Below are 22,346 nucleotides of genomic sequence, written 5' to 3'. Positions count from 1 at the left end.
AAGGCAGTTACTTCATTCTTAAAGGAAAGAGTGTAACGATATGCCCTCCCGAACCTCCCGCTCCATCGAGATGCGCCCCGCCGAAGCGGGCGATATGGCTTTCATGCAGCAGCTGTATTCCAGCACCCGCAGCGCGGATGTCCACATGGGAGGCTGCGACCTCGAAACGGAAACCCTGCTGCAAGGCTTGCAGTTCAAGGCCCAGCAAACCTGGTTTGAAACCCGCTACCCCAATGCCGACCTGGCCGTGATCTTCGAGCGCGACCGGCCGGTGGGCCGCCTGTATGTCGATTACGGCCCGGACGAACTGCGCATCCTCGACATTTGCCTGCTGCCCGAATGCCGCAACCGCGGCATCGGCCTCGGCCTGCTGCGCAGCCTGCAGGCCCAGGGCGAGCGCCTGCGCCTGCCGGTGCGCATCAATGTCATGCTGGGCAGCCCAGCCCAGCGCCTGCTGCAGCGCTGCGGCTTCGAGATCCTGGGCGTGGACGGCATCTACAACGTGATGGAGTGGATGCCGCCGGCCGGTATCGATCTCGATTAAGCCCAGCCCCCAAGCACCTTGTACAAGGCCACCTGGTTGGCCGCCTTCGCCAGCCGCACGCTGATCAGGCCTTGCTGCGCCGCGTACAAGGCACGCTGCGACACCAGGGCATTCAGGTAAGACTCCGCACCTTTCTGGTAGCGCGCCTCGTGGATGCGGTAGCTGCGGCTGGCCGCTTCGGCCAGCGCGGCCTGCGCCGCCACACGTTCGTCCAGCGTACCGCGCTGGGCCAGCGCATCCGACACTTCGCGGAACGCCGACTGGATCGACTTCTCATAGCGCGCCACGGCAATGCCGTTGTCGGCCTTGGCGATATCCAGCCTTGCGTTGTTGGCGCCCGCATCGAACAGCGGCACGGTCAATTGCGGCAGGAAACTCCAGGCGCCGCTGCCGGCCTTGAACAAGTCGCCCAGCGCGCCGCTGGCACTGCCCGCCGTGCCGGTCAGCGTAATGCTCGGGAAGAAGGCGGCGCGCGCCACGCCGATATTGGCGTTGGCGGCTTTCAGCGCATGCTCGGCTTCCAGCACGTCGGGGCGTTGCAGCAGCACCGACGACGGCACGCCTTCCGGCAGTTCGGCCAGCGTGGTGACGGCTGTCGGCAAGGCCTGCGGCAGCAGGCTGGCCGGCACTTGGGTACCGACCAGCAGGGCCAGCGCGTTCTCGCCGGCCGCTACCTGGGCGGTGTAAAAGGCCATGTCGCTGCGCGCAGCTTCAACGCTGGTTTGCGCTTCGTACATGTCGAGGCCCGAGGTGGCGCCGGCTTCGAAGCGGCGCTTGCTCAGGTCAAAAGTGGTTTGCTGGCTTTTCAGCGTGTCCTGCGCCAGGCGCAGGCGCTCCTTGTCGGCCGCCAGGCCAAGCCAGGTGGTGGCCACTTCGGCCACCAGGCTAAGGCGCTGGGCGCGCTGCGCCTGCTCAGTGCCGAGCCAGGCTTGCAGGCCCGCCTCCGACATATTGCGCAGCTTGCCGAACAGGTCCAATTCATAAGCCGGCAACGCCAGGCCGCCGCTGTACTGGCGGCTGATGTCGCCGCCCGGAGCGCGCGCTGCGTTCTGGCCGACTTGTGCGTTCACCTTCGGCAGCTGGGCGGCACTGTCGATGCCGTACTGCGCCCTTGCCTTCTCGATATTCAGCGCAGAGACGCGCAGGTCGCGGTTATTGGCCAGCGCCAGATCGACGACGCCGCGCAACTGCTGGTCGCCGATGAAGTCGCGCCAGGCGATTTCGCTGGCCGGTTTGGCATCGGCGGCGCTGGCCGCCGGCTTATACGCTTCGCCTTGCGGCCAGGCTGCGGCGACCGGCGCCGCTGGGCGCTGGTACACCGGCGCCAGGCTGCAGCCGGCCAGCAGGGCCGCCGCAGCAAGAGTAAAGATAGTCTTGTTCATATCACGCCTCCTTGGCGATAGCGGTTGGCGCGACGGCGGGGGCGGCCTTGCGGGCCACCCATGCGCGCACCAGCACGAAGAACACCGGCACGAAGAAGATGCCGAGGAAGGTCGCGGTCAGCATGCCGCCCAGGACGCCAACGCCGATAGCGTTCTGGCTGCCGGAACCGGCGCCGCTCGCCAGCGCCAGCGGCAGCACGCCGAGGCCGAAGGCGATGGACGTCATCAGGATCGGGCGCAGGCGCAGTTTTACTGCCTGCAGCGTCGCTGCGCGCAGCTCAATGCCCTGCTCCTGCAGTTCCTTGGCGAATTCCACGATCAGGATCGCATTCTTCGCCGACAGGCCGACCACGGTCAGCAGGCCGACCTGGAAGTACACGTCGTTCGCCAGGTGGAAGCCCCAGGTTGCCAGCACGGTGCCGATCACGCCCAGTGGCACCACCAGCAGCACCGAAAACGGTACCGACCAGCTCTCATACAGCGCGGCCAGGCACAGGAACACGATCAGCACCGAGATGGTGTACAGCACCGTGGTCTGCGAACCGGAATCGCGCTCTTCGATCGACAGGCCGGTCCACTCGAAGCCGATACCGGCCGGCAGCTGCGCCACCAGCTTCTCCATCTCCGCCATGGCGACGCCGGAACTCACGCCAGGCGCCGGCATACCCTGCACGTTCACCGATGGCACGCCGTTGTAGCGCTCCAGGCGCGGCGATGCGTAGATCCAGCGGCCGGTGGCGAACGCCGAGAACGGCACCATTTCGCCATGCGCGTTGCGCACCGACCACTTGTTCAAATCTTCCGGCGACATGCGCGATTCCGGCGTACCTTGCAGGTACACGCGCTTCACGCGGCCACGGTCGACGAAGTCGTTCACGTACGACGAGCCCCAGCCCACGCTCAGCACCTTGTTCACGTCGGCCACGGTCAGGCCCAGCGCGGTGGCTTTCTGCTGGTCGATATCGAGCTTGAACTGCGGCGTGTCTTCCTGGCCGTTCGGACGCACCGCCATCAGCATCGGGTTCTTGGCGGCCATGCCGAGCAACTGGTTGCGCGCCGCCATCAAGGCTTCGTGGCCCACGCCGCCCTGGTCCTGCAGCTGCAGGTCAAAGCCGCTGGCATTACCCAGTTCCATCACAGCCGGCGGCGCAAAGGCAAATACCATCGCTTCGCGGATCTGCGAGAAGGCGCCCATGGCGCGGCCGGCAATCGCTTTCACGCCCAGTTCCGGGCCCTGGCGTTCCGACCAGTCCTTCAGGCGCACGAAGGCCAGGCCGGCATTCTGGCCGTTGCCTGCAAAGCTGAAACCGGCCACCGTGAAGATGGAAGCCACCGATGCTTTTTCATTTTCCATAAAGTGGTGCTCCAGCTTTTCCAGCACTTTCTGCGTGCGCTGCTGGGTGGCGCCGGTTGGCAGCTGGACCATGGAGAACAGGATGCCCTGGTCTTCTTCCGGCAGGAAGGAGGTTGGCAGGCGTACAAAGGCCACCGCCAGCACGGCCAGCATCGCGCCATACACCAGCAGCGAACGGCCGCTGCGCGCAATCATCTTGCCGACCCAGCCCTGGTACCTGGTGCTGCTGCGGTCAAAGGTTCGGTTGAACCAGCCGAAGAAGCCCTTCTCCGATACGTGGGCGCCCGGCTTCAGGAAGGTTGCGCACAGTGCAGGCGTGAACACCATCGCCACCAGCACCGACAGCGCCATGGCGGAAACAATGGTCACCGAGAACTGGCGGTAGATCACGCCGGTCGAACCGCCAAAGAACGCCATCGGCACGAACACGGCCGACAGCACCAGGGCGATGCCTACCAGCGCACCGGAAATCTGGCCCATCGACTTGATGGTGGCCTCCTTCGGCGACAGGCCCTCCTCCGTCATCACGCGCTCAACGTTTTCCACCACCACGATGGCATCGTCCACCAGCAGGCCGATCGCCAGCACCATGGCGAACATGGTCAGCGTATTGATCGAGTAGCCGAGCGAGAACAGCACGGCGAAGGTACCCAGCAACACCACCGGCACCGCCATGGTCGGGATCAGCGTGGCGCGGAAGTTCTGCAGGAACAGGTACATCACGATGAACACCAGGATCACCGCTTCCACCAGGGTTTTCACCACTTCTTCGATGGACAGCTTAACGAACGGCGTGGTGTCGAATGCCACCACCGCCTTCATCCCTTGCGGGAACTGCTTGCCCATCACTTCGATCTTCTGCTTCACCGCGTCGGCGGTGTCCAGCGCATTGGCGCCGGTCGCCAGTTTGATCGCCACGCCCACCGCCGGCGCGCCGTTGTAGCGCGCCATGGTGTTGTAGTTCTCGTTGCCAAGCTCCACGCGCGCCACGTCGCGCAGGTGCACGGTAGCGCCGCTGGCGGTAGTTTTCAGCAGGATGGCGCCGAACTGCTCCGGCGTCTGCAGGCGGCTTTGCGCCGTCACGGTGGCATTCAGCTGCTGGCCCGGCACGGCAGGCGCGCCGCCCAGTTCACCGGCCGATACTTCGGCGTTCTGCGCCTGGATGGCAGCGGTCACGTCGGCTGGCGTGAGCTGGAAGCCTTGCAGCTTTTGCGGATCGAGCCAGATGCGCATCGCATACTGGGAACCGAACAGCATCACGTCGCCCACGCCCTGCACTCGGCTCAACGGGTCGATCACGCTGGCTGCCACATAGTCGCCCAGGTCGGACTGTTTCATCTTGCCGTCTTCGGAGACGAAGCCCAGCACCATCAGGAAGTTGCGGGTGGCTTTCGACACCACCAGGCCTTGCTGGGTGACTGCGCTTGGCAGCAACGGCGTCGCCAGCTGCAGCTTATTCTGCACCTGCACCTGCGCGATGTCTGGGTTGGTGCCGCTCTTGAAGGTCAGCGTGATATTGATGCCGCCGGTCGAATCACTGGTCGAAGACATATAGCGCAGGCCGTCGATGCCCTTCATCTTCTGCTCGATGATCTGGGTCACGGCATCCTCCACCGTCTTGGCCGATGCGCCCGGATAGGAACCGGTGATCGAGATCGACGGCGGGGCAATGCTTGGGTACTGCGAGATTGGCAGCCCTTTGATTGCCATGACACCCGCCAGCATCACGACGATGGCGAGTACCCAGGCAAAAATCGGGCGGTTGATAAAGAAGCGGGCCATGGTTCAGACTCCCCGCTCAGCGTGCGGCGACTGCGCTGGACGCATCGCTGCCGGCGGCCGGCGCCGGGCTGGCCGACTTGGCGACGATAGCCGCAGCCCCCGGCTTCACCTTCTGCAGGCCTTCCACGATGACGCGGTCACCGGCGCTCAGGCCGGACTTCACCAGCCACTTGTCGCCGACGGTGCCGCCGGTCTGCAGCACGCGCTGTTCAACCTTGCCTTCCTTGTTCAGCACCAGGGCCGTGGCCTCGCCTTTCGGGTTGCGGGTCACGCCCATCTGCGGCACGGCGATGGCCTGCTCGCTGACGCCGGTTTCCAGCACGGCGCGCACGAACATGCCCGGCAGCAGGTCATGCTTCGGGTTCGGGAACAGCGCGCGCAGGGTCACATTGCCGGTGCCAGGATCGACGCTGACATCGGAGAACTGCAGCTTGCCCGGCAAGGCATACTTGCTGCCGTCCGCCAGCAGCAGGGTCACGTTGGCCTGGCCATTGGTTTTCCTGATCGAGCCGTTGTCCATCTCGCGCTTCAGGCGCAGCAGCTCTTCGCTGGACTGGGTCACGTCGACATAGATCGGGTCCAGCTGCTGCACGGTGGTCAGTGCGTTAGCCTGGCCGGCGGTTACCAGTGCACCGGGCGTCACGCTGGAGCGGCTGATGCGGCCCGAAATCGGCGCCGCCACCTTGGTGTATTCGACATTGATACGCGCCGCATCCAGCGCGGCCTGCGCGGCTTCCACTTCGGCCTTGGCCTGTTCGTGGGCGGCCACGGCATCGTCGTAATCCTGGCGGCTCACGCCTTCGATCGCCACCAGTTCCTTATAGCGCGCCACTTTCGGGCCGGCTGCCGCCAGGTTGGCTTTGGCCTTGGCCAGGTTGGCCTTGGCGGAGTTGAACGCTGCCTGGTAGGTGGCGGCGTCGATCTGGTACAGCTGCGAGCCGGCCTTGACGTCGCCGCCTTCAGTGAACAGGCGCTTCTGGATCAGGCCACCGACCTGCGGACGCACCTCGGCCACCTGGTAGGCGGCGGTGCGGCCTGGCAGCTCGGTACTCAGGGACAGCGCTTGCGGTGCCACGGTATAGACGGCCACTTCCGGCGCCTGCTGGCCGCCTGCGGCAGCAGGGGCGGCGGCAGGTTTGCCGCCGCAGCCGGCGAGCATAGCAGCCACTGCGGCGACAGCGCCCAGCAGCACAAATTTCTGTTTCATGTTTTTCATCGTTTTTCCAGAAATAACTAGAATGAACGATCATTCTAACATGAATTCCTACACTAATGAATTTCCCAGCGGATTGCCTCGAACAGCGCCTGCAGGCGGATGGCCCGGCTCGGATTGAGTGCCCGGGCATAGGAAATTCTGCCGGCCAGGTAGGCCTGGAAGTCGGGATGCTGCGCCCGGTTTTGCGATGCGGGGCCGTGCCGCACGCAGTTCGTTAGCGTCGCTTTCAGCCGGTCATATTCGCCGCGTGCGAGGTTCGGGTGCCGGTTGACGACGACGCCGGTCACTTGCTGCCGCATCCCGGCGCGCATCAACTTCGTCTTGCGTGTATTCACGCGGAAGCCCTCTTCCAGCGCGATGGCGGCGACCTGGATATGGAAGCGCTCCGCGCTGCGCGCAAATTCGGGGCCGCCGGAAAAGGCCAGGTCGTCGGCATAACGCGTATAGGTGGCGCCAACCGATCGGGACAGCGCCTCGAGCCGCATGTCGAGCCGGTAGGCGCACAAATTGGCCAGCGCCGGCGAGCATGGCGAGCCTTGCGGCAGATGCGGCGACTTTAAAGCCTGGCGCTCGGCCCAGTCCTGCCCCAGGCGCAGTACTTCCTGCGGCGCGCGGTTCACGCACAGCCGCGCCAGCACACCGGCGACGCTGGCCGGATAGCCAAGCTTTTCGAACAGCGCGTGCAGCCGCGAATACTGGATGCGCGGGAAGAAGTCCTTCAAGTCCATGCGGACCACAGCATGCTGCCCGGCGTGCGGCGCGGCATGCGTGATGCTGGAACGCCCGCGCCGGAAGCCATGCGCGGAAGGATGCGGCGGCACCAGGTCCAGGATCCCGCGCAGGATCCTGTGCTGGATGCGGCGCAGCCGCTGCTTGGGAATTTCGATCAGCCGCTGGCCGCCGCTGCGCTTGGGCACCCAGCGGTAGTGGTAGTGCTGCAAGCGCGCCTGCCCCGCGCTGCCGGGCCGCCACTGGTCGGCGAACCATTCCAGCGCCCCAACCGGCTCCTCCAGCCAGGCGGCCAGCACACCCGTTGTCGCTAGTTCCGGCAGCGCCAGCGCCTGCAGCCACCCGGCTTGAGGCGGACGCACCGGCGGCTCGACGCAGTAGCGCCGCAACGGTGGAATGGCGACCGATGCGCGCTGCAGCAGCTGCGCCAGGATATCGGCCAGCTCCTGCCGGTTGAAGTAATGGAAGTTATCGCCGGTGCGCTTGGCGAGCGCGCGGCAAATGCGCGGTGCCCAGGGCGGCGCCAGGTCGAACACGCGCTGGCATGCGGCGACCAGTTGTTCCAGGCTGCCGTCGGTGGCAAGCATCATGTCGGCCAGCGCCAATGCGGCCAATTTCCTTGTATTCAGGAGCGGAGCCTCCAACGAGTCTCGTGATGCGTGAGCAAGGGTGCGTGGAACGCACGGCCGCTCATGCGGCGAAATGCTGGATATTGAAAATCCCACGGGGTAACCCCGTAGAGGCTGTCCCTGCACAAGGCATAAGACAGGCCGGCTTGGAGGAATCCGCCCCGGCCTTCACAGTAGGTGATTTTTATCTAATCGTCAACACTTCACAGCTTGACGGGAGTCACTTCGAGCAGCAGCGATTGCAGTGCGATTTCGGAGCGCGCCTCGAAGCCCGAGTCGATGCCCACGATGACCCACACCGCGCCGTTGGCGTCGGTCGTCACTTTATGCTCCTTCGTGCTGGTCAGGGTCTTGCTGGCATAGGTAGTGCTGCCGCAGGACAGGCCGTTGGCGATATTGCCGATCACCTGGGCATCCTTGCCGCCTTCGGCCTGGTTGCCCTTGTCGATGTTCATGCGGATTTCACCGTTCACGGTAACCGGCTTCGGTTCGGCCGCAGTGGCGCCGGCATACACCCACACCGCCTCGCCCGGCGCACCGCCCACGCCCATGCAGCCGGACGGCACGTTGCTGGCAATCTTGAGCGTGTACTTCACGCTATAGGTGGTGTTTTTGGCCAGGCCGTTGAACTGGCGCTTCACGAACAGGAACAGGTCGTCGCTGCGGTTGGTGCCGCCGATGAAGTAGGCTTTGCCGGTCAGCGGCGATGCCAGCCCGCGCTGCTCAAAGACCACGTTGGTCGGTGCGGTTTCCGGGCTGTAGTCGGACGAGCCGCCGGTCCAGCCGGCAATGCCCTTGTCGAAGTCGGTCAACGACGTAATGGTTTCCGGCTTGGAGCCAGCTTCGCCATTGCCGCCACCGCATGCGGCCAGCAGCGACAGCATTGCGATGGACAGGCCGGTCTTCAAAATTGTTTTCATTTGTCTGCTCTTTCACAAAAGTTTTGGAATGAACGATTGTAAAAAAGGCCAAAGGCGTCCGACGGACGCCTTTGTATGTAGAAGTATGTAGCCGGCAACTACAATTTATTACTTCCAATCGCCGCGCAATTCTGCCACCTGGCGGTACAGCATCTCCGGACTCACGTCGGTCGGCGCAAGCGGCTGTCCGACCGCCAGCGACAGCTGCGAACGGAAGCCTTTGCGGAAAGCCCGTTCCAGCAGGCTGTCCTGGCTGCGGCTAAGCAGGTGGCCCCACAGGCCGCGCAGCGCCATCGGGATCACCGGCACGTGCGAGCGTTCCACAATTTTCTTGATGCCGCCTTTGAACTCGCTCAACTCTCCGTCGCGCGTCAGCTTCCCTTCCGGGAAAATGCAAACCAGCTCGCCTTCGTGCAGGGCCTGCGCGATATCGACGAAAGCCTTCTCCATCAGCCACGGGTCTTCCTTGGCCGGTGCGATCGGGATCGCCTTGGCGGTGCGGAAGATCCAGCCGAAGAACGGGGTCTTGAAGATGCGGTAGTCCATCACGAAGCGGATCGGGCGCGGGCTGGCCGCTACGATCACCAGGGCATCGACGTAGCTCACATGGTTGCACACCAGGACCGCGCCGCCCTCCTCCGGAATGCGGTCGGCATCGACGGTTTTCACCTTGTGCACGGTATGGATCAGGATCCAGGCCAGGAAGCGCAGCAGGAATTCCGGCACCAGCGAGAAGATGTACACCGCCACCACGCCATTCATGATGGCCGTGGCCAGGAACAGCTCAGGAATGGTGTAGCCCATTTTCAGCAGCAGGATCGCCACGCCGGTCGCCACTACCATGAACAGCGCGTTCATGATGTTCATGCCGGCAATGGTGCGCGACAGGTGCTGCGAGTCGGCGCGCAGCTGGATCATCGCGAACAGCGGCACGATGAAGAAGCCGCCAAATACGCCGATCAGGACGACGTCCATGATGATGCGCCAGGCGCCAGGCTGCAGCGCCATCGCCATAAAGTCCACCTGGCCGGCCGGCACGCTGTAGCCCAGGCTCGCCAGGTACAGGTCAATGCCGAACAACGACAGGCCGATGGAACCGAACGGCACCAGGCCGATCTCCACCTTGCGGCCGGAGAGCTTTTCGCACAGCAGCGAGCCGGCGCCGATACCCAGTGAGAACATGGTCAGCAGCAGCACGAAGACGGTACGGTCGCCGTTCAGGAAATCCTTGGCGTACACCGGGAACTGGGCCAGCACGATCGCGCCGTAGAACCAGAACCACGAGTTGCCCAGCATGGACAAGAAAACCGTGCGGTTGGAGGCCGAAAAACGGATATTGCGGATCGATTCGGTGAACGGGTTCCAGTTGATCTTCAGGTCCGGCTGCGGCGCCGGCGTGCGTGGGATGCCGTAAGCCGACACCAGGCCCATTACCGCAAAGATCACCGTCGCCGCCGCCAGCCACGCCACGCCATTCGGCTTTTGCTCCACGATCACCGCGCCGAACACTTGCCCGAGCAGGATGCCGACGAAGGTGCCCATTTCGACCATGCCGTTGCCGCCGGTGAGCTCTTCCGGCTTGAGGTGCTGCGGCATGTAGGCATATTTGACCGGGCCAAACAGCGTCGAGTGCATGCCCATGCCGAACACGGCGAACATCAGCAGCCACAGGGTGTGCGTGAACCAGCCAACCGCAGCCACCGACATGATGCCGATTTCCAGCCACTTGATGACGCGCGCCAGGCTGCCCTTCTCGATCTTTTCGGCGATCTGCCCGGAAGTGGCGGAGAAGAATACGTACGGCAGGATGAACAGGCCGGGCACCAGGTTGGTGACCAGCGATGGCGGCAGGTCGGTCCAGTTGGCGGCGTCGAACGCCAGCGCCACCACCAGGGCGGTCTTGAACAGGTTATCGTTGAACGCGCCGAGGAATTGCGTCCAGAAGAAGGGAGCGAAGCGGCGCTGTTTCAGCAGGTCGAACTGGCTGGGATGGCTCATGTTGCGTCACGGGAAAAGTGAAAGTGCTGACAACATACAGCACATTCTCCCGCCACTCAACCCGCCTTGTCAAAGTATCGTTATTTAATACTTTACAGTGGCAGAACGATGGATAGCCCCGAAAACAGGGACGGAACAAGTTTCCGTCCCCGTTGTTCGAATTGCTTACGCCAGGTTTTCGAGTCGGATCTTGGTGACGTTGCCGACTACGCTGGACAGCTTTTCAATCTTCTCGATCGCCGCCGTCACATTCTTTTCCTGCGTCTGGTGCGTCAGCAGGATGATGTCGGCTTCGGTCTCGCCTTCCGCCGGCTCCTTCTGCATCATGGCGTCGATCGAAATGCTGCCGTCGGCCAGGATGCGGGTCAGCTCGGCCAGCACGCCCGGACGGTCGGCCACAGTCATGCGCAGGTAATAGCTGGTGGTGATTTCCGACATCGGCATGATCTTGATATCGGTCATCGCATTCGGCTGGAAGGCCAGGTGCGGCACGCGGTGCTCCGGATCGGCAGTCGCCAGGCGGGTGATATCCACCAGGTCCGCAATCACGGCGGAAGCGGTCGGCTCAGGACCCGCGCCTTTGCCGTAATACATGGTCGCGCCAATGGCGTCGCCCTGCACCAGCACCGCATTCATCGCGCCCTCCACATTGGCAATCAGGCGCTTGGCCGGGATCAGGGTCGGGTGCACGCGCAGTTCGATGCCCTCGCCGCCATTCACCTTGGCGCGGCGCGCGATACCCAGCAGCTTGATGCGGTAGCCCAGTTGTTCGGCGTATTTGATGTCGATCGCCTGCAGCTTGGTGATGCCTTCCACGTGCGCCTTGTCGAACTGCACCGGAATGCCGAAGGCAATCGCCGACAGGATGGTCGCCTTGTGCGCCGCATCCACGCCTTCGATGTCGAAGGTCGGGTCGGCCTCGGCATAACCCAGGCGCTGCGCCTCCTTCAGCACGGTGTCGAAGTCCAGGCCCTTGTCGCGCATTTCGGACAGGATGAAGTTGGTGGTGCCGTTGATGATGCCGGCGATCCATTCGATGCGGTTGGCGGTCAGGCCTTCACGCAGCGCCTTGATGATCGGGATGCCGCCCGCGACAGCCGCCTCGAAGGCCACCATCACGCCCTTGGCCTGCGCCGCGGCGAAGATCTCGGTGCCGTGCAGCGCCAGCAGCGCCTTGTTGGCGGTCACCACATGCTTGCCGTTGGCGATGGCCTGCATCACCAGTTCCTTGGCGGTGTCATAGCCGCCAATCAGCTCCACGACGATATCGATTTCCGGATCGTTGACGATCGCGAACGGGTCTGCCACGACTTTGCACTGGCCCTCAGTGCGCTCCTTGGCGCGCTCCAGGTTGCGGGCCGATACGGCCACAATCTCAATACCGCGGCCGGCGCGGCGGCGGATCTCTTCCTGGTTGCGACGCAATACACTGAACGTTCCTGCGCCTACGTTGCCGACGCCCAGCAAACCTACTTTAATCGATTTCATCTTTCAAATTCCCTGGATTGTGTTAACCGTGCCCGTGCCGTTTTCGGTAGCCTTCCATGAAGCGCGCGATGCGGCCAAAGGCATCTTCCATATCGTCCGAATTGGACAGGAAGACCACGCGGAAGTGGTCCGGGCTATGCCAGTTGAAGCCCGTGCCCTGCACGATAAGAACTTTGGTTTCTTCCAGCAGTTCGTAAGCGAATTGCTGGTCATCCGCGATCGGGTAGATCTTCGGATCGAGGCGGGGGAACATATAGAGTGCAGCTTTTGGCTTGACTACGCTGACGCCCGGAATCTCGGACAACAGCTTGTATGCCAGGTCGCGCTGCTTGAGCAGGCGCCCGCCGGGGGCCACCAGGTCGTTGATGCTCTGGTAGCCGCCGAGCGCAGTCTGGATCGCACACTGGCCCGGCGCATTGGCGCAAAGGCGCATCGAGGCCAGCATGTTCAGGCCCCAGATATAGTCCTTCGCGTACTTTTTGTTTTCGCCCGAAAGCACCATCCAGCCGGCGCGGTAGCCGCACGAACGGTAGCTCTTGGACAGGCCGTTGAAGGTCACGCAGAACACGTCCTCGCACAGCGCGGCGATGGAAGTGTGCTGGACGCCGTCGTACAGCACCTTGTCGTAGATTTCGTCGGCGTAGATGATCAGCTGGTGCTGGCGCGCCAGTTCGATAATCTGCAGCAGCACCTCATCCGGGTACAGCGCGCCGGTCGGGTTGTTCGGGTTGATCACGACGATCGCCTTGGTGTTCGGCGTGATCTTCTTGCGCATATCGTCGATATCCGGGAACCAGTCCTGCTGCTCGTCGCAGACATAGTGCACCGGTTTGCCGCCGGACAGGCTGACCGCAGCGGTCCACAGCGGATAATCCGGCGCCGGCACCAGCACCTCGTCGCCGTTGTTCAGCAGCGCATTCATCGACATCACGATCAGCTCGGACGCGCCATTCCCCAGGTAGATGTCGTCCATGGTCACGCCGGCGACGTTCTTCTGCTGGGTGTAATGCATCACCGCCTTGCGCGGTGCGAACAGGCCCTTGGAGTCGGTATACCCCGCCGCATTCGGCAGGTTCAGGATCATGTCGTGGACGATTTCGTCAGGCGGGTCGAAGCCGAACGGCTGCATATTGCCGATGTTCAGCTTGATGATCTTGTGGCCTTCTTCTTCCATCAGGCGGGCCTTTTCGGGCACCGGACCGCGGATTTCGTAGCAAATCTCGTTTAGCTTGTTGGATTTCTGAACCGGACGCAAAATCAATCCCTTACCTGTAAATGCTGCATTGCGAAAATACCCATTCTGCCGAATTAAATTGGTTTAATCAACCATGGATATGCGCAAAACGTTACAATAAGATCTCTATTGCATTTAAATATAGCTAAGCGTTATGAAACTTCACTCTTCCAGCACCGGCCAGTATCAAACCGTTTCCGGTTATTTCGAGGGTGGAGTCGAGATTAACGGCCAGCCTTTCGCCTACAGCCTGATGGTGCTGCCGGAAAGCACGCCGCGCGCCTGGCCGGTCGCCAAGTTCGAGGAACTGACGGTCGAACACTTCGAACAGCTGCTGGCCGAGCAGCCCGATGTCGTCATCCTGGGCACCGGCGAGCGCCAGCGCTTCGTGCATCCGCGCCTGACCGCCCCGCTGATCGGCAAGCAGATCGGCGTCGAATGCATGGACACCAACGCCGCCTGCCGCACCTACAACATCCTGATGGGTGAAGGCCGCAAAGCCCTGCTGGCACTGATCATTGAGAAATAAGAATTTGCATCCATATACACGCGCATGAGCCAAAACATCCCTGATTTCAGCGCCGCCATGACCAGCGGCCAGACCTTCCAGCTTTCGGGCCGCCCTGCCAAATCCACCGTCCTGTTCTTCTACCCGAAGGACAACACCCCGGGTTGCACCACCGAGAACATGGCTTTCCGCGACCTGCATGAGCAATTCACCGCAGCCGGTGCTGAAATTTATGGCATCAGCCGCGACTCCCTGCGCTCGCACGAAAACTTCAAGTCCAAGCTTGGCCTGCCGTTCGAACTGATCTCCGACCCGGACGAAGCGGTATGCCTGGCCTTCAATGTCATGAAGATGAAAAAAATGTACGGTAAAGATGTACGCGGCATCGAGCGCAGCACGTTTGTGATTGACGCAAAAGGCCGATTGGTGAAAGAATGGAGAGGCGTGAAAGTACCAGGTCACGTCGATGAAGTGCTGGAATTCGTGGCAAACCTGGGCTGATGGCAAAGCCCTCGCTGCGAATGTGTTAGCTCAACGGGAGCTTTACATTTGATCGTGTCAGCCAGATTTTGAGTCGAGTAAGTCCTTCCACCCACTGTCCCCGGTGGCACAATGCCCACCGGCTTTCGGGCGACGCAGACGCCCGCCAGGCATCCTTTAGTTTTTCCGATTACCCCCTTGATCGTCCATGCACAGGCGTATGCCTTCGCGTGGCCGCATCCTTTTTGAGATTGAGATCCTGATGCCACTGCCAAAACTGCCTAGCAAGCCAGCCACCCTGCTGCTGGCTAAAGACTACCCGAAGGCGAGCGGAGCGAATCCGGTTCCCTTCCCTACCGAAGAAAAGGCAGCACCTGCGCCGAAGAAAGCGGCGACCAAGACTGCTGCCAAAGCAGTGAAACCCGCACCAGCGGCCAAAGCCCCAGCGAAAAAAGCTCCGGCATTGAAGGTCGCCAAGCTGCCGGACGATGTGCCGGCACCACCGCGCACCAAGGCCGCGCCGCAAGCGCGCGCCAAGGTCACCCCGATCAAGGCCGATGCGCCGCATCCAGCCAAGCACAAGGCGCACGAAGTGGTGCTGAAGTCCGCCACCAGCCGCAAGGCCGATGTGCTGGGCAGCACCAAGCTGTTCGTGCTCGATACCAATGTGCTGATGCACGACCCGTCCTCGCTGTTCCGCTTTGAGGAACACGATGTCTTCCTGCCGATGATGACGCTGGAAGAATTGGACAACCACAAGAAAGGCATGACCGAAGTCGCCCGCAATGCGCGCCAGGTTTCCCGCACCTTGGATGCCCTGGTCAGCAACACCGACGACGACGACATGGAAGCCGGCATCCCGCTCAATAAGCTGGGCAACAAGGACGCCAAGGGCCACCTGTTCTTCCAGACCAAGGTACAGGTAGCCGACCTGCCAGAAGGTCTGCCGCAAGGCAAGGCCGACAACCAGATCCTGGCCGTGGTGCGCTCGCTGGAAGCCGAGCAGCCAGGCCGCGCGGTGGTGCTGGTGTCGAAAGACATCAATATGCGCATCAAGGCGCGCGCCCTGGGCCTGCCGGCGGAAGACTACTTCAACGACCACGTGCTGGAAGACACCGACCTGCTGTACTCGGGCATCGTCCAGTTGCCGGACGACTTCTGGAACAAGCATGGCAAGGACATGGAGTCCTGGCAGGAGAACAAGCACGGCCAGTCGAGCACCTTCTACCGCGTGACCGGCCCGTTCATCCCGTCCCTGTTGGTGAACCAGTTCGTGTTCCTGGAACCGAACAACGGCGAGGCGCCGTTCTACGCGCAAGTGAAGCAGATCAACGGCAAGACCGCCGTCCTGCAAACCCTGCGCGACTACTCGCACAACAAGAACAGCGTATGGGGTGTCACCGCCCGCAACCGCGAACAGAACTTCGCGCTGAACCTGTTGATGAATCCCGAGTGCGACTTCATCACCCTGCTGGGCCAGGCCGGTACCGGCAAGACCCTGCTGGCCCTGGCCGCCGGCCTGGCGCAGGTGCTGGAGACCAAGCTGTATAACGAGATCATCGTCACCCGCGTCACGGTGCCGGTGGGTGAAGATATCGGCTTCCTGCCGGGTACCGAGGAAGAGAAGATGGGCCCGTGGATGGGCGCCTTCGACGACAACCTGGAAGTGCTGAACAAGTCCGACGGTGAAGGCGGCGAATGGGGCCGTGCGGCAACGCAGGACCTGATCCGCTCGCGCATCAAGATCAAGTCGCTCAACTTCATGCGCGGCCGTACCTTCGTCAACAAGTTCCTCATCATCGACGAGGCGCAGAACCTGACGCCGAAGCAGATGAAGACCCTGGTGACGCGCGCCGGTCCGGGCACCAAGATCCTGTGCCTGGGTAATATCGCGCAGATCGACACGCCATACCTGACCGAAGGTTCGTCCGGCCTGACCTATGTGGTCGACCGCTTCAAAGGCTGGGCGCACAGCGGCCACGTCACGCTGGCACGCGGCGAGCGTTCCCGCCTGGCCGACCACGCGAGCGACGTGCTGTAATCCAGCACCGCCGCAGCAACCAGAGCCCCGCCAAGTGCGGGGCTTTTTATTTAGTCCTGCTGGATATTCGCCGCCAGGAAGTCCAACAGCAGCCGCACCCCCGGCAGCACGCCGCGCCGCGACGGGAATACCGCGTGGATCAAGCCTCCCTTGGGCGCCCATCCGGGCACTACATCGACCAGCGTGCCCTTAGCCAGCGCATCCTCCACCACCATGCACGGCAGCTGCACCACGCCGATGCCTTCCAGCGCCGCCTGGCGCAAGGCCGTCATATCGTCCGTGATGTAGCGCGGCTGGTGCGGCACCGTAGCCAGCACGCCGTCCGCGCCTTCCAGCTGCCACACATGCTCGCGCGCAGGTCCCCAGTCCAGGCTGGGCAAGCCAGCCACCGCCAGTGCGTCGGGATGCCTGAACGATTTGCGCGGCTTTAGCAAGGCCGGGCTGGCCACCAGCCGCTGCGGACTGTTTGCCAGCACGCGCATGACCAGCTCGCTCGACTCCAGCGGCGGAAAGCGCACCCGCAACGCAATATCGAATCCCTCGCTCAGCACATCGACGCGGCGGTTGCTGGCTTCCAGCAGTATTCGTACTTTCGGCCACTGCTTCATGAAGCGCGCCACCAGCGGGCCGATGCGGTACTCCAGCAAGGCCGTCGGGCAGCTCACCCGCACCATGCCTTGCGGCTCCGAACGCTGGCGCTCCATCACCTCGCGCGCGCCCTGCACCTGCGCCAGCACCGCCTGGCATTGCTGGTAGAACTCCAGCCCGGTATCCGTCACGGAGAAGTGGCGCGTGGTCCTTTGCAGCAGGCGCACATCGTATTGCTGCTCGAGGGCGGCGATGCGCCGGCTCAGTTTCGACTTCGGCATGCCCAGGGCCCGCCCGGCAGGTGTAAAGCCGCCATGGTCCACCACTTGCACGAAGTAATAGAGGTCGTTCAGGTCGTTCATCATTGTTCCGCAAAAAGAACACTGAAGCCATTTTACGGCACTACCGCCCCGATTGATGCGTGTCTATGCTGTCCTTACCCCAAACCACCTCCCAAGGAGAATGCCATGTACAAACGCCTCGACAAGAACAATGCCGCCGTGCTGCTGGTCGACCACCAGGCTGGCCTGCTGTCCCTGGTGCGCGATATCGAACCGGACAAGTTCAAGAACAATGTGCTGGCATTGGCCGCCTCGGCCAAGTACTTCAAGCTGCCCACCATCCTGACCACCAGTTTCGAGAACGGCCCGAATGGTCCGCTGGTGCCTGAGCTGAAACAGATGTTCCCCGAAGCCCCGTTCATTCCGCGCCCAGGCCAGATCAATGCCTGGGACAACGAGGACTTCGTGAAGGCCGTCAAAGCCACCGGCAAGAAGCAGCTGATCATTGCCGGCGTGGTGACTGAGGTGTGCGTCGCCTTCCCCGCCCTGTCGGCGATCGACGAAGGCTTCGAGGTGTTCGTGGTAACCGATGCTTCCGGCACCTTCAACGAGATCACCCGCGACGCAGCATGGCGCCGCATGCAGGATGCCGGCGTGCAGCTGATGAGCTGGTTTGGCGCCGCCTGCGAGCTGCACCGCGACTGGCGCAACGACATCGAGGGCCTGGGCACCCTGTTCTCCAACCACATCCCCGACTACCGCAACCTGATCACCAGCTATAACAAAGGCTGAACACGCTTGACCTTGCTACGGTGGGAGGGATTAAAGTACGTTTAGCCATCATTCGAAAGGAGCAAAAATGTACGATCTCACCGTAGAAAACATGACTTGCGGCCACTGCGTGTCGGCCGTAACGGAAGCCGTCCACGGCGTCGACCCGGCGGCGCTGGTCGAAGTCGACCTGAAAGGCAAGCACGTCAAGGTTAACTCGGCAGCGGCGCTGGAACCGATCAAAGCCGCCATCGTGGACGCCGGCTACCCGGTCACGCGCGCGGCCTGACGCGCACGCCCTGTTCCAGTTCGGGGTAATGGCGGAAAACGTCATCCTCGTTATTGGGCAGGCGGCGTTTTGAGGCAAGATAGGCCGCCACGCGCGGCCGTGCCGCCACCCGGCCGGACAGCCGCGCCAGGCCAGGCCAGCGTCCTTCATAGGCTTCCATCGACTTCGGGAAAGCGTAGCGCAGGCCGTCCAGCAGCTGGAACAGCGACAGGTCCACATAACTCAGGCGCGAGCCAACGATCCATCCCCCGCGTGCGTGGTTGGCCCGCAGCACGCTCTCGAAATAATCCAGGTACTTCGGAATGCGTTCGGTGGCGAAGTCGCGCGCCCGCGCCTTCGATTCGCGCGCCTGCTCTTCGTAGTACATGTTCACGGAAATAGGATGGTGCGTGTCGTGCGCTTCCCCCACGATGTCGGCGATGGTGAGCTGCAGCTGGTTGCACCACAGCCGCCCCGCCTCGGCACGCGGCGCCAGCCCATGGCGCGCGCCGAGGAACATCAGGATATTGGCGGTCTGCCCAATCAGCAGCTCTCCCGCCCGCAACACCGGCGGTGCGAATGCCGCGCGGATGTCGCTGCCGCCGGCAATCAGCTCCTGCATCGCTTTCATGCCCCCTTTGCCGCGCGCCACGTCGATATACGGCACGTCGGCCTCCTCCAGTGCAAGACGCACAAATTCGCCGCGCCCCTGGATGGTCGGCCAGTAGTAAAGCTTGTAAGGCTCCATCTTTGCTCCTTGGCTATAATGATCCGATGCCCGACATTCATACCATCTTACTGCTTGCCGCCGCCGGACTGTTTGCCGGTACGCAGAACGCCTTGGCTGGCGGAGGTTCCTTCATCACCTTCCCTGCCCTGTTGCTGGCGGGACTGAACCCGGTGGCCGCCAATATGACGTCCACCGTTGCCATGTTCCCGGCCCAGGCCACGTCCGCCATCGCGGGCCGCAAGATCGCGGAAGGCGTCAGCGGCCTGAGTTTCGGCCAGCTGTTCACCATCAGCATCATCGGCGGCATCATGGGCGCTATCCTGTTGTGGATTACACCGCCGACCTTTTTCGCGAAACTGGTCCCGTGGCTGGTGTTGTTCGCCACCGCCATGTTCGCATGGGGCGCGTTCCGCCGCCAGCCGATCCAGGCCACCGCCAGTATGCCGAAATGGGTACTGGCCGTGGTGCAGTCCTGCATCGCCATCTACGGCGGCTACTTTGGCGGCGGAATCGGCTTCCTGATGCTGGCCGCACTCACCATCGCCGGCCAGCAGATCCGCGCCGCCACCGCGACCAAAAATATGCTGGCCATGGCCATGAATGCCTCGGCCACCCTGATCTTCGCCTTCTCCGGCATGATCAGCTGGGCCGCCGCCGTGGCCTTATGCGCCGGTGGTATTGCGGGCGGCCTTCTGGGCTCGTGGCTGATCTACCGGCTTCCCCCGCAGCTTATGCGCATCTTTGTCGTGATGGTGGGCGCAGTTCTCACCGTGTACATGTTCCTGCGCTGATCCAAGGGTTTGCAGGATCGGGCATTCCGGCCGGCCGTCGCCGTGGCAGGTCTTGGCCAGGCTGGCCAGCGTGTCGCGCATTTCCGTCAGCTCCACGATGCGCTGGTTCAGTTCCTCCACATGGCCCATCGCAATCGACTTCACGTCGGCACTGGCACGGCCGGTGTCCTGCCACAGCGACAGCAGGTCGCCGATCTGCTCCAGCGAAAAGCCCAGGTTGCGGGCGCGCTTGATGAAGCGCAGCGTGTGCAGGTCGTTGTCGCCGTAAATCCGGTATCCGCTGTCGGTGCGCGCAGTTTCGCGCACCAGGCCGATGCTCTCGTAGTAGCGGATCATTTTGGCGCTGACGCCGGATGCGGTGGCGGCTTGTCCGATATTCATGGCTTACTCCTTCGAAGGTTGCCAGCGGCGCAGCAGCAGCGCGTTGCTGATCACGCTGACCGAGCTGAATGCCATCGCGGCGCCGGCCAGCAAGGGGTTCAGCATGCCGAGTGCCGCCAGCGGAATCCCTGCTACATTGTAGATGAAGGCCCAGAACAGGTTCTGGCGGATCTTGGTGAAAGTGCGGTGCGAGATATCGATCGCGTCCGCCACCAGCAGCGGTTCGCCGCGCATCAGGGTGATGCCGGCGGCGTTCATCGCTACGTCGGTGCCGGTGGCCATGGCGATGCCCACGTGCGCTGCGGCCAGCGCCGGCGCGTCATTGATGCCGTCGCCGACCATGGCGACGCGCTTGCCCTCCGCTTTGAGCCTGGCGATGACGGCGGTCTTGTCGGCCGGCAGAAGGTTGGCTTCCACCTGGCCGATGCCGAGCGCTTGCGCTACAGCCTGCGCGCTGCCCAGGTTGTCGCCGGTCAGCATCACGGTGGCGATGCCGCGGGCGTGCAGGCGTTCGACCGCAGCGCGCGCGTGCGGCTTGGGCTGGTCGGCGAAGGCCAGCAGGCCAAGCAGCCGCGCTGCCCCGGCATCGGCCAGCCAGGAGATGGTGTGCCCCTGCACTTCCAGTTCGGCCGCGCGCAGCAGCAGCGGCGCCAGGTCGATACCGCGCTCCGCCATGAGCCGCCCGCTACCCAGCAGCAGCTCGGCGCCATCCACCCGGGCCTGCAGCCCGCGCCCCGGCAACGTCACCAGCGCGTCTGCCTCCAGTATGGGCAGTCCAATCCCCGCCGCCCCGGCCCCGCGACCGCTTGCCGCGCCGGCGGCGCCGTCGGCGCTCGCCTCGGCGTCAAGGACGGCGCGCGCCAGCGAGTGTTCGCTGCCGCGCTGTATGGCCGCTGCGAGCTGCAGCAGGCGCGGCGCCTCCACCTCGTGCGGCAGCAGCTGCGCCAGCACGGGCTTACCTTGCGTCAGCGTGCCGGTCTTGTCGAACACCACGGTATCCACCTGGCGCGCCATTTCCAGCGCCTCCGCATCCTTGATCAGGATGCCGTGTTGCGCCGCCACGCCGGTACCCGCCATGATGGCCGCCGGCGTCGCCAGCCCCAGCGCGCAGGGACAGGCAATCACCATCACCACCACCGCATTGATCAGCGCCTGCTCCGCATCGCCCGCCACCAGCCACCAGCCAGCAAAGGTCAGCGCCGCCAGCACCAGCACCACCGGCACGAACACCGCCGCCACTTTATCGACCAGCTTTTGCACCGGCGCCTTGGCCGATTGCGCATCCTCCACCAGGCGGATGATCCGCGACAGCATGGTCTCGGCCCCGGTCGCGCTGGTGCGCACCAGCAGCAGCCCCTCGCCATTGATGGCGCCCCCGGTCACGCGGTCGCCCACATGCTTGGCGACCGGCAGGCTCTCACCGGTTATCAGGGATTCATCCACGTGGCTGGCCCCATCCACCACCTCGCCATCCACCGCCACCCGCTCGCCGGCGCGGACCACCACGATGTCGCCCACCAGCACCTGCGCGATCGGCAGGTCGGCATCCGACTCCCCTTCGCGCCGCACGCGCGCCGTCACCGGCCGCAAATCCTGCAGGGCGCGGATGGCGGAAGCCGTCTGCCGCTTGGCGCGCGCCTCCAGCCATTTCCCCAGCAGCACCAGCGTCAGCACCACGGCCGACGCCTCGAAATACAGGTGCGCCATGCCATGCTGCGGCGCCAGGGCCAGGTACACGCTCAGGCCATAGGCGGCGGAAGTACCCAGCGCCACCAGCAAATCCATATTGCCCGCCCCGGCCCGCAGCGCCTTCCAGCCCGCGCGGTAGAAGCGCGCACCGAACACGAACTGTACCGGCGTGGCCAGCAGCCATTGCAGCCACGGCGCCAGCATCAAGTGCATGCCGAACCACTCGGCTGCCATCGGCACCACCAGCGGCAGCGACAGCGCGGCCGACAGGATGACGGCCAGCCCCTCGGGAATGCGCGGCGATGCCTCGTCCGCTGGGGCGGACACTTCGCTGGCGTTATAGCCTGCCTTGCCAATCGCCTGTTGCAGGGCGGCAAACGCCAGCGGCGCATCGGAATCGACGCGCGCGGTCTCGGTGGCTAGGTTGACGGCGGCATGCCTCACGCCCGGCACGGACGCCAGCGCCTTCTCGACGCGGCGCACGCAGGATGCGCAACTCATGCCTTCAATGTGGACGGTTTGCTGAAACTGACTCATGGGAT

The 22,346-nt window shown here is 63.4% G+C and carries 18 protein-coding genes and 1 pseudogene; 7 read left to right on the top strand and 12 right to left on the bottom strand.

The features are described 5' to 3' along the window. Positions 1 to 40 precede the first annotated feature (40 nt). Positions 41 to 544, top strand: coding sequence for a GNAT family N-acetyltransferase (locus AAHE99_RS21875; RefSeq protein WP_342119471.1), 504 nt, complete (start codon positions 41 to 43; stop codon positions 542 to 544). On the opposite strand, the gene AAHE99_RS21870 is transcribed toward AAHE99_RS21875, so the two are convergent. The 8 genes from AAHE99_RS21870 to AAHE99_RS21835 all read right to left on the bottom strand — a co-directional run bounded on the left by AAHE99_RS21870 (position 541) and on the right by AAHE99_RS21835 (position 13,297). Continuing rightward, complete coding sequence (locus tag AAHE99_RS21870; RefSeq protein WP_342119470.1) at positions 541 to 1,926, bottom strand: efflux transporter outer membrane subunit; 1,386 nt, start codon at positions 1,924 to 1,926, stop codon at positions 541 to 543. The genes AAHE99_RS21875 and AAHE99_RS21870 overlap by 4 nt on opposite strands. 1 nt (position 1,927) lies before the next feature. Beyond that, entirely contained in the window at positions 1,928 to 5,062 is a 3,135-nt protein-coding gene (locus AAHE99_RS21865; protein ID WP_342119469.1) for an efflux RND transporter permease subunit, read from the bottom strand. Between the two features lie 16 nt (positions 5,063 to 5,078). Next, positions 5,079 to 6,269, bottom strand: a complete 1,191-nt coding sequence (locus AAHE99_RS21860; RefSeq protein ID WP_446728946.1) for an efflux RND transporter periplasmic adaptor subunit — start codon at positions 6,267 to 6,269, stop codon at positions 5,079 to 5,081. A gap of 62 nt (positions 6,270 to 6,331) precedes the next feature. Further along, entirely contained in the window at positions 6,332 to 7,651 is a 1,320-nt protein-coding gene (locus AAHE99_RS21855; RefSeq protein ID WP_342119467.1) for a reverse transcriptase family protein, read from the bottom strand. Positions 7,652 to 7,839: 188 nt separating this feature from the next. Continuing rightward, positions 7,840 to 8,556, bottom strand: a complete 717-nt coding sequence (locus AAHE99_RS21850) for a hypothetical protein (protein ID WP_342119466.1) — start codon at positions 8,554 to 8,556, stop codon at positions 7,840 to 7,842. Between the two features lie 108 nt (positions 8,557 to 8,664). Then, positions 8,665 to 10,554, bottom strand: coding sequence for an MFS transporter (locus AAHE99_RS21845; RefSeq protein ID WP_342119465.1), 1,890 nt, complete (start codon positions 10,552 to 10,554; stop codon positions 8,665 to 8,667). Positions 10,555 to 10,719: 165 nt separating this feature from the next. Next, positions 10,720 to 12,042: a homoserine dehydrogenase gene (locus AAHE99_RS21840; RefSeq protein ID WP_342119464.1), complete on the bottom strand. Its 1,323-nt coding sequence runs from the start codon at positions 12,040 to 12,042 to the stop codon at positions 10,720 to 10,722. Between the two features lie 22 nt (positions 12,043 to 12,064). Beyond that, positions 12,065 to 13,297: a pyridoxal phosphate-dependent aminotransferase gene (locus tag AAHE99_RS21835; protein WP_342119463.1), complete on the bottom strand. Its 1,233-nt coding sequence runs from the start codon at positions 13,295 to 13,297 to the stop codon at positions 12,065 to 12,067. 133 nt (positions 13,298 to 13,430) lie between these two features. Between AAHE99_RS21835 and AAHE99_RS21830 the strand changes: the two genes are divergently transcribed. The 3 genes from AAHE99_RS21830 to AAHE99_RS21820 all read left to right on the top strand — a co-directional run bounded on the left by AAHE99_RS21830 (position 13,431) and on the right by AAHE99_RS21820 (position 16,305). After that, positions 13,431 to 13,805, top strand: a complete 375-nt coding sequence (locus AAHE99_RS21830) for an Mth938-like domain-containing protein (protein ID WP_342119462.1) — start codon at positions 13,431 to 13,433, stop codon at positions 13,803 to 13,805. 24 nt (positions 13,806 to 13,829) lie between these two features. Continuing rightward, positions 13,830 to 14,285 carry a peroxiredoxin gene (locus tag AAHE99_RS21825; RefSeq protein WP_342119461.1) on the top strand — a complete coding sequence of 152 codons (456 nt, stop codon included), beginning with the start codon at positions 13,830 to 13,832 and terminating at the stop codon, positions 14,283 to 14,285. Positions 14,286 to 14,526: 241 nt separating this feature from the next. Beyond that, positions 14,527 to 16,305: a PhoH family protein gene (locus AAHE99_RS21820; RefSeq protein ID WP_342119460.1), complete on the top strand. Its 1,779-nt coding sequence runs from the start codon at positions 14,527 to 14,529 to the stop codon at positions 16,303 to 16,305. A 50-nt stretch (positions 16,306 to 16,355) separates the two neighbouring features. On the opposite strand, the gene AAHE99_RS21815 is transcribed toward AAHE99_RS21820, so the two are convergent. Then, a complete protein-coding gene (locus AAHE99_RS21815; RefSeq protein WP_342119494.1) occupies positions 16,356 to 17,255 on the bottom strand; it encodes a LysR substrate-binding domain-containing protein in 900 nt (299 codons plus the stop codon). A gap of 105 nt (positions 17,256 to 17,360) precedes the next feature. On the opposite strand from AAHE99_RS21815, the gene ycaC reads away from it, so the two are divergent. Together ycaC and AAHE99_RS21805 are read left to right on the top strand one after the other, a co-directional pair. After that, complete coding sequence (ycaC, locus tag AAHE99_RS21810; RefSeq protein ID WP_342119459.1) at positions 17,361 to 17,966, top strand: isochorismate family cysteine hydrolase YcaC; 606 nt, start codon at positions 17,361 to 17,363, stop codon at positions 17,964 to 17,966. Positions 17,967 to 18,033: 67 nt separating this feature from the next. Beyond that, a complete protein-coding gene (locus AAHE99_RS21805) occupies positions 18,034 to 18,234 on the top strand; it encodes a heavy-metal-associated domain-containing protein (protein WP_342119458.1) in 201 nt (66 codons plus the stop codon). On the opposite strand, the gene AAHE99_RS21800 is transcribed toward AAHE99_RS21805, so the two are convergent. Next, positions 18,218 to 18,961, bottom strand: coding sequence for a glutathione S-transferase (locus AAHE99_RS21800; RefSeq protein WP_342119457.1), 744 nt, complete (start codon positions 18,959 to 18,961; stop codon positions 18,218 to 18,220). The two genes, AAHE99_RS21805 and AAHE99_RS21800, sit on opposite strands and share 17 nt — an antisense overlap. Positions 18,962 to 18,987: 26 nt before the next feature. Here AAHE99_RS21800 and AAHE99_RS21795 point away from each other — a divergent pair, with 26 nt between their 5' ends. Further along, a complete protein-coding gene (locus AAHE99_RS21795; protein WP_342119456.1) occupies positions 18,988 to 19,734 on the top strand; it encodes a sulfite exporter TauE/SafE family protein in 747 nt (248 codons plus the stop codon). Here AAHE99_RS21795 and cueR read toward each other — a convergent pair. Together cueR and AAHE99_RS21785 are read right to left on the bottom strand one after the other, a co-directional pair. Further along, positions 19,735 to 20,115 (bottom strand): annotated as a pseudogene (cueR, locus tag AAHE99_RS21790) (Cu(I)-responsive transcriptional regulator); the annotation flags it as partial. Positions 20,116 to 20,118: 3 nt separating this feature from the next. After that, positions 20,119 to 22,341, bottom strand: coding sequence for a heavy metal translocating P-type ATPase (locus AAHE99_RS21785; protein WP_342119455.1), 2,223 nt, complete (start codon positions 22,339 to 22,341; stop codon positions 20,119 to 20,121). Positions 22,342 to 22,346: the final 5 nt, after the last annotated feature.

The sequence above is a fragment of the Pseudoduganella sp. OTU4001 genome (assembly GCF_038440195.1).
Lineage (GTDB): Bacteria > Pseudomonadota > Gammaproteobacteria > Burkholderiales > Burkholderiaceae_D > Rugamonas.
This window is presented reverse-complemented; position numbering and strand designations above follow the sequence as displayed.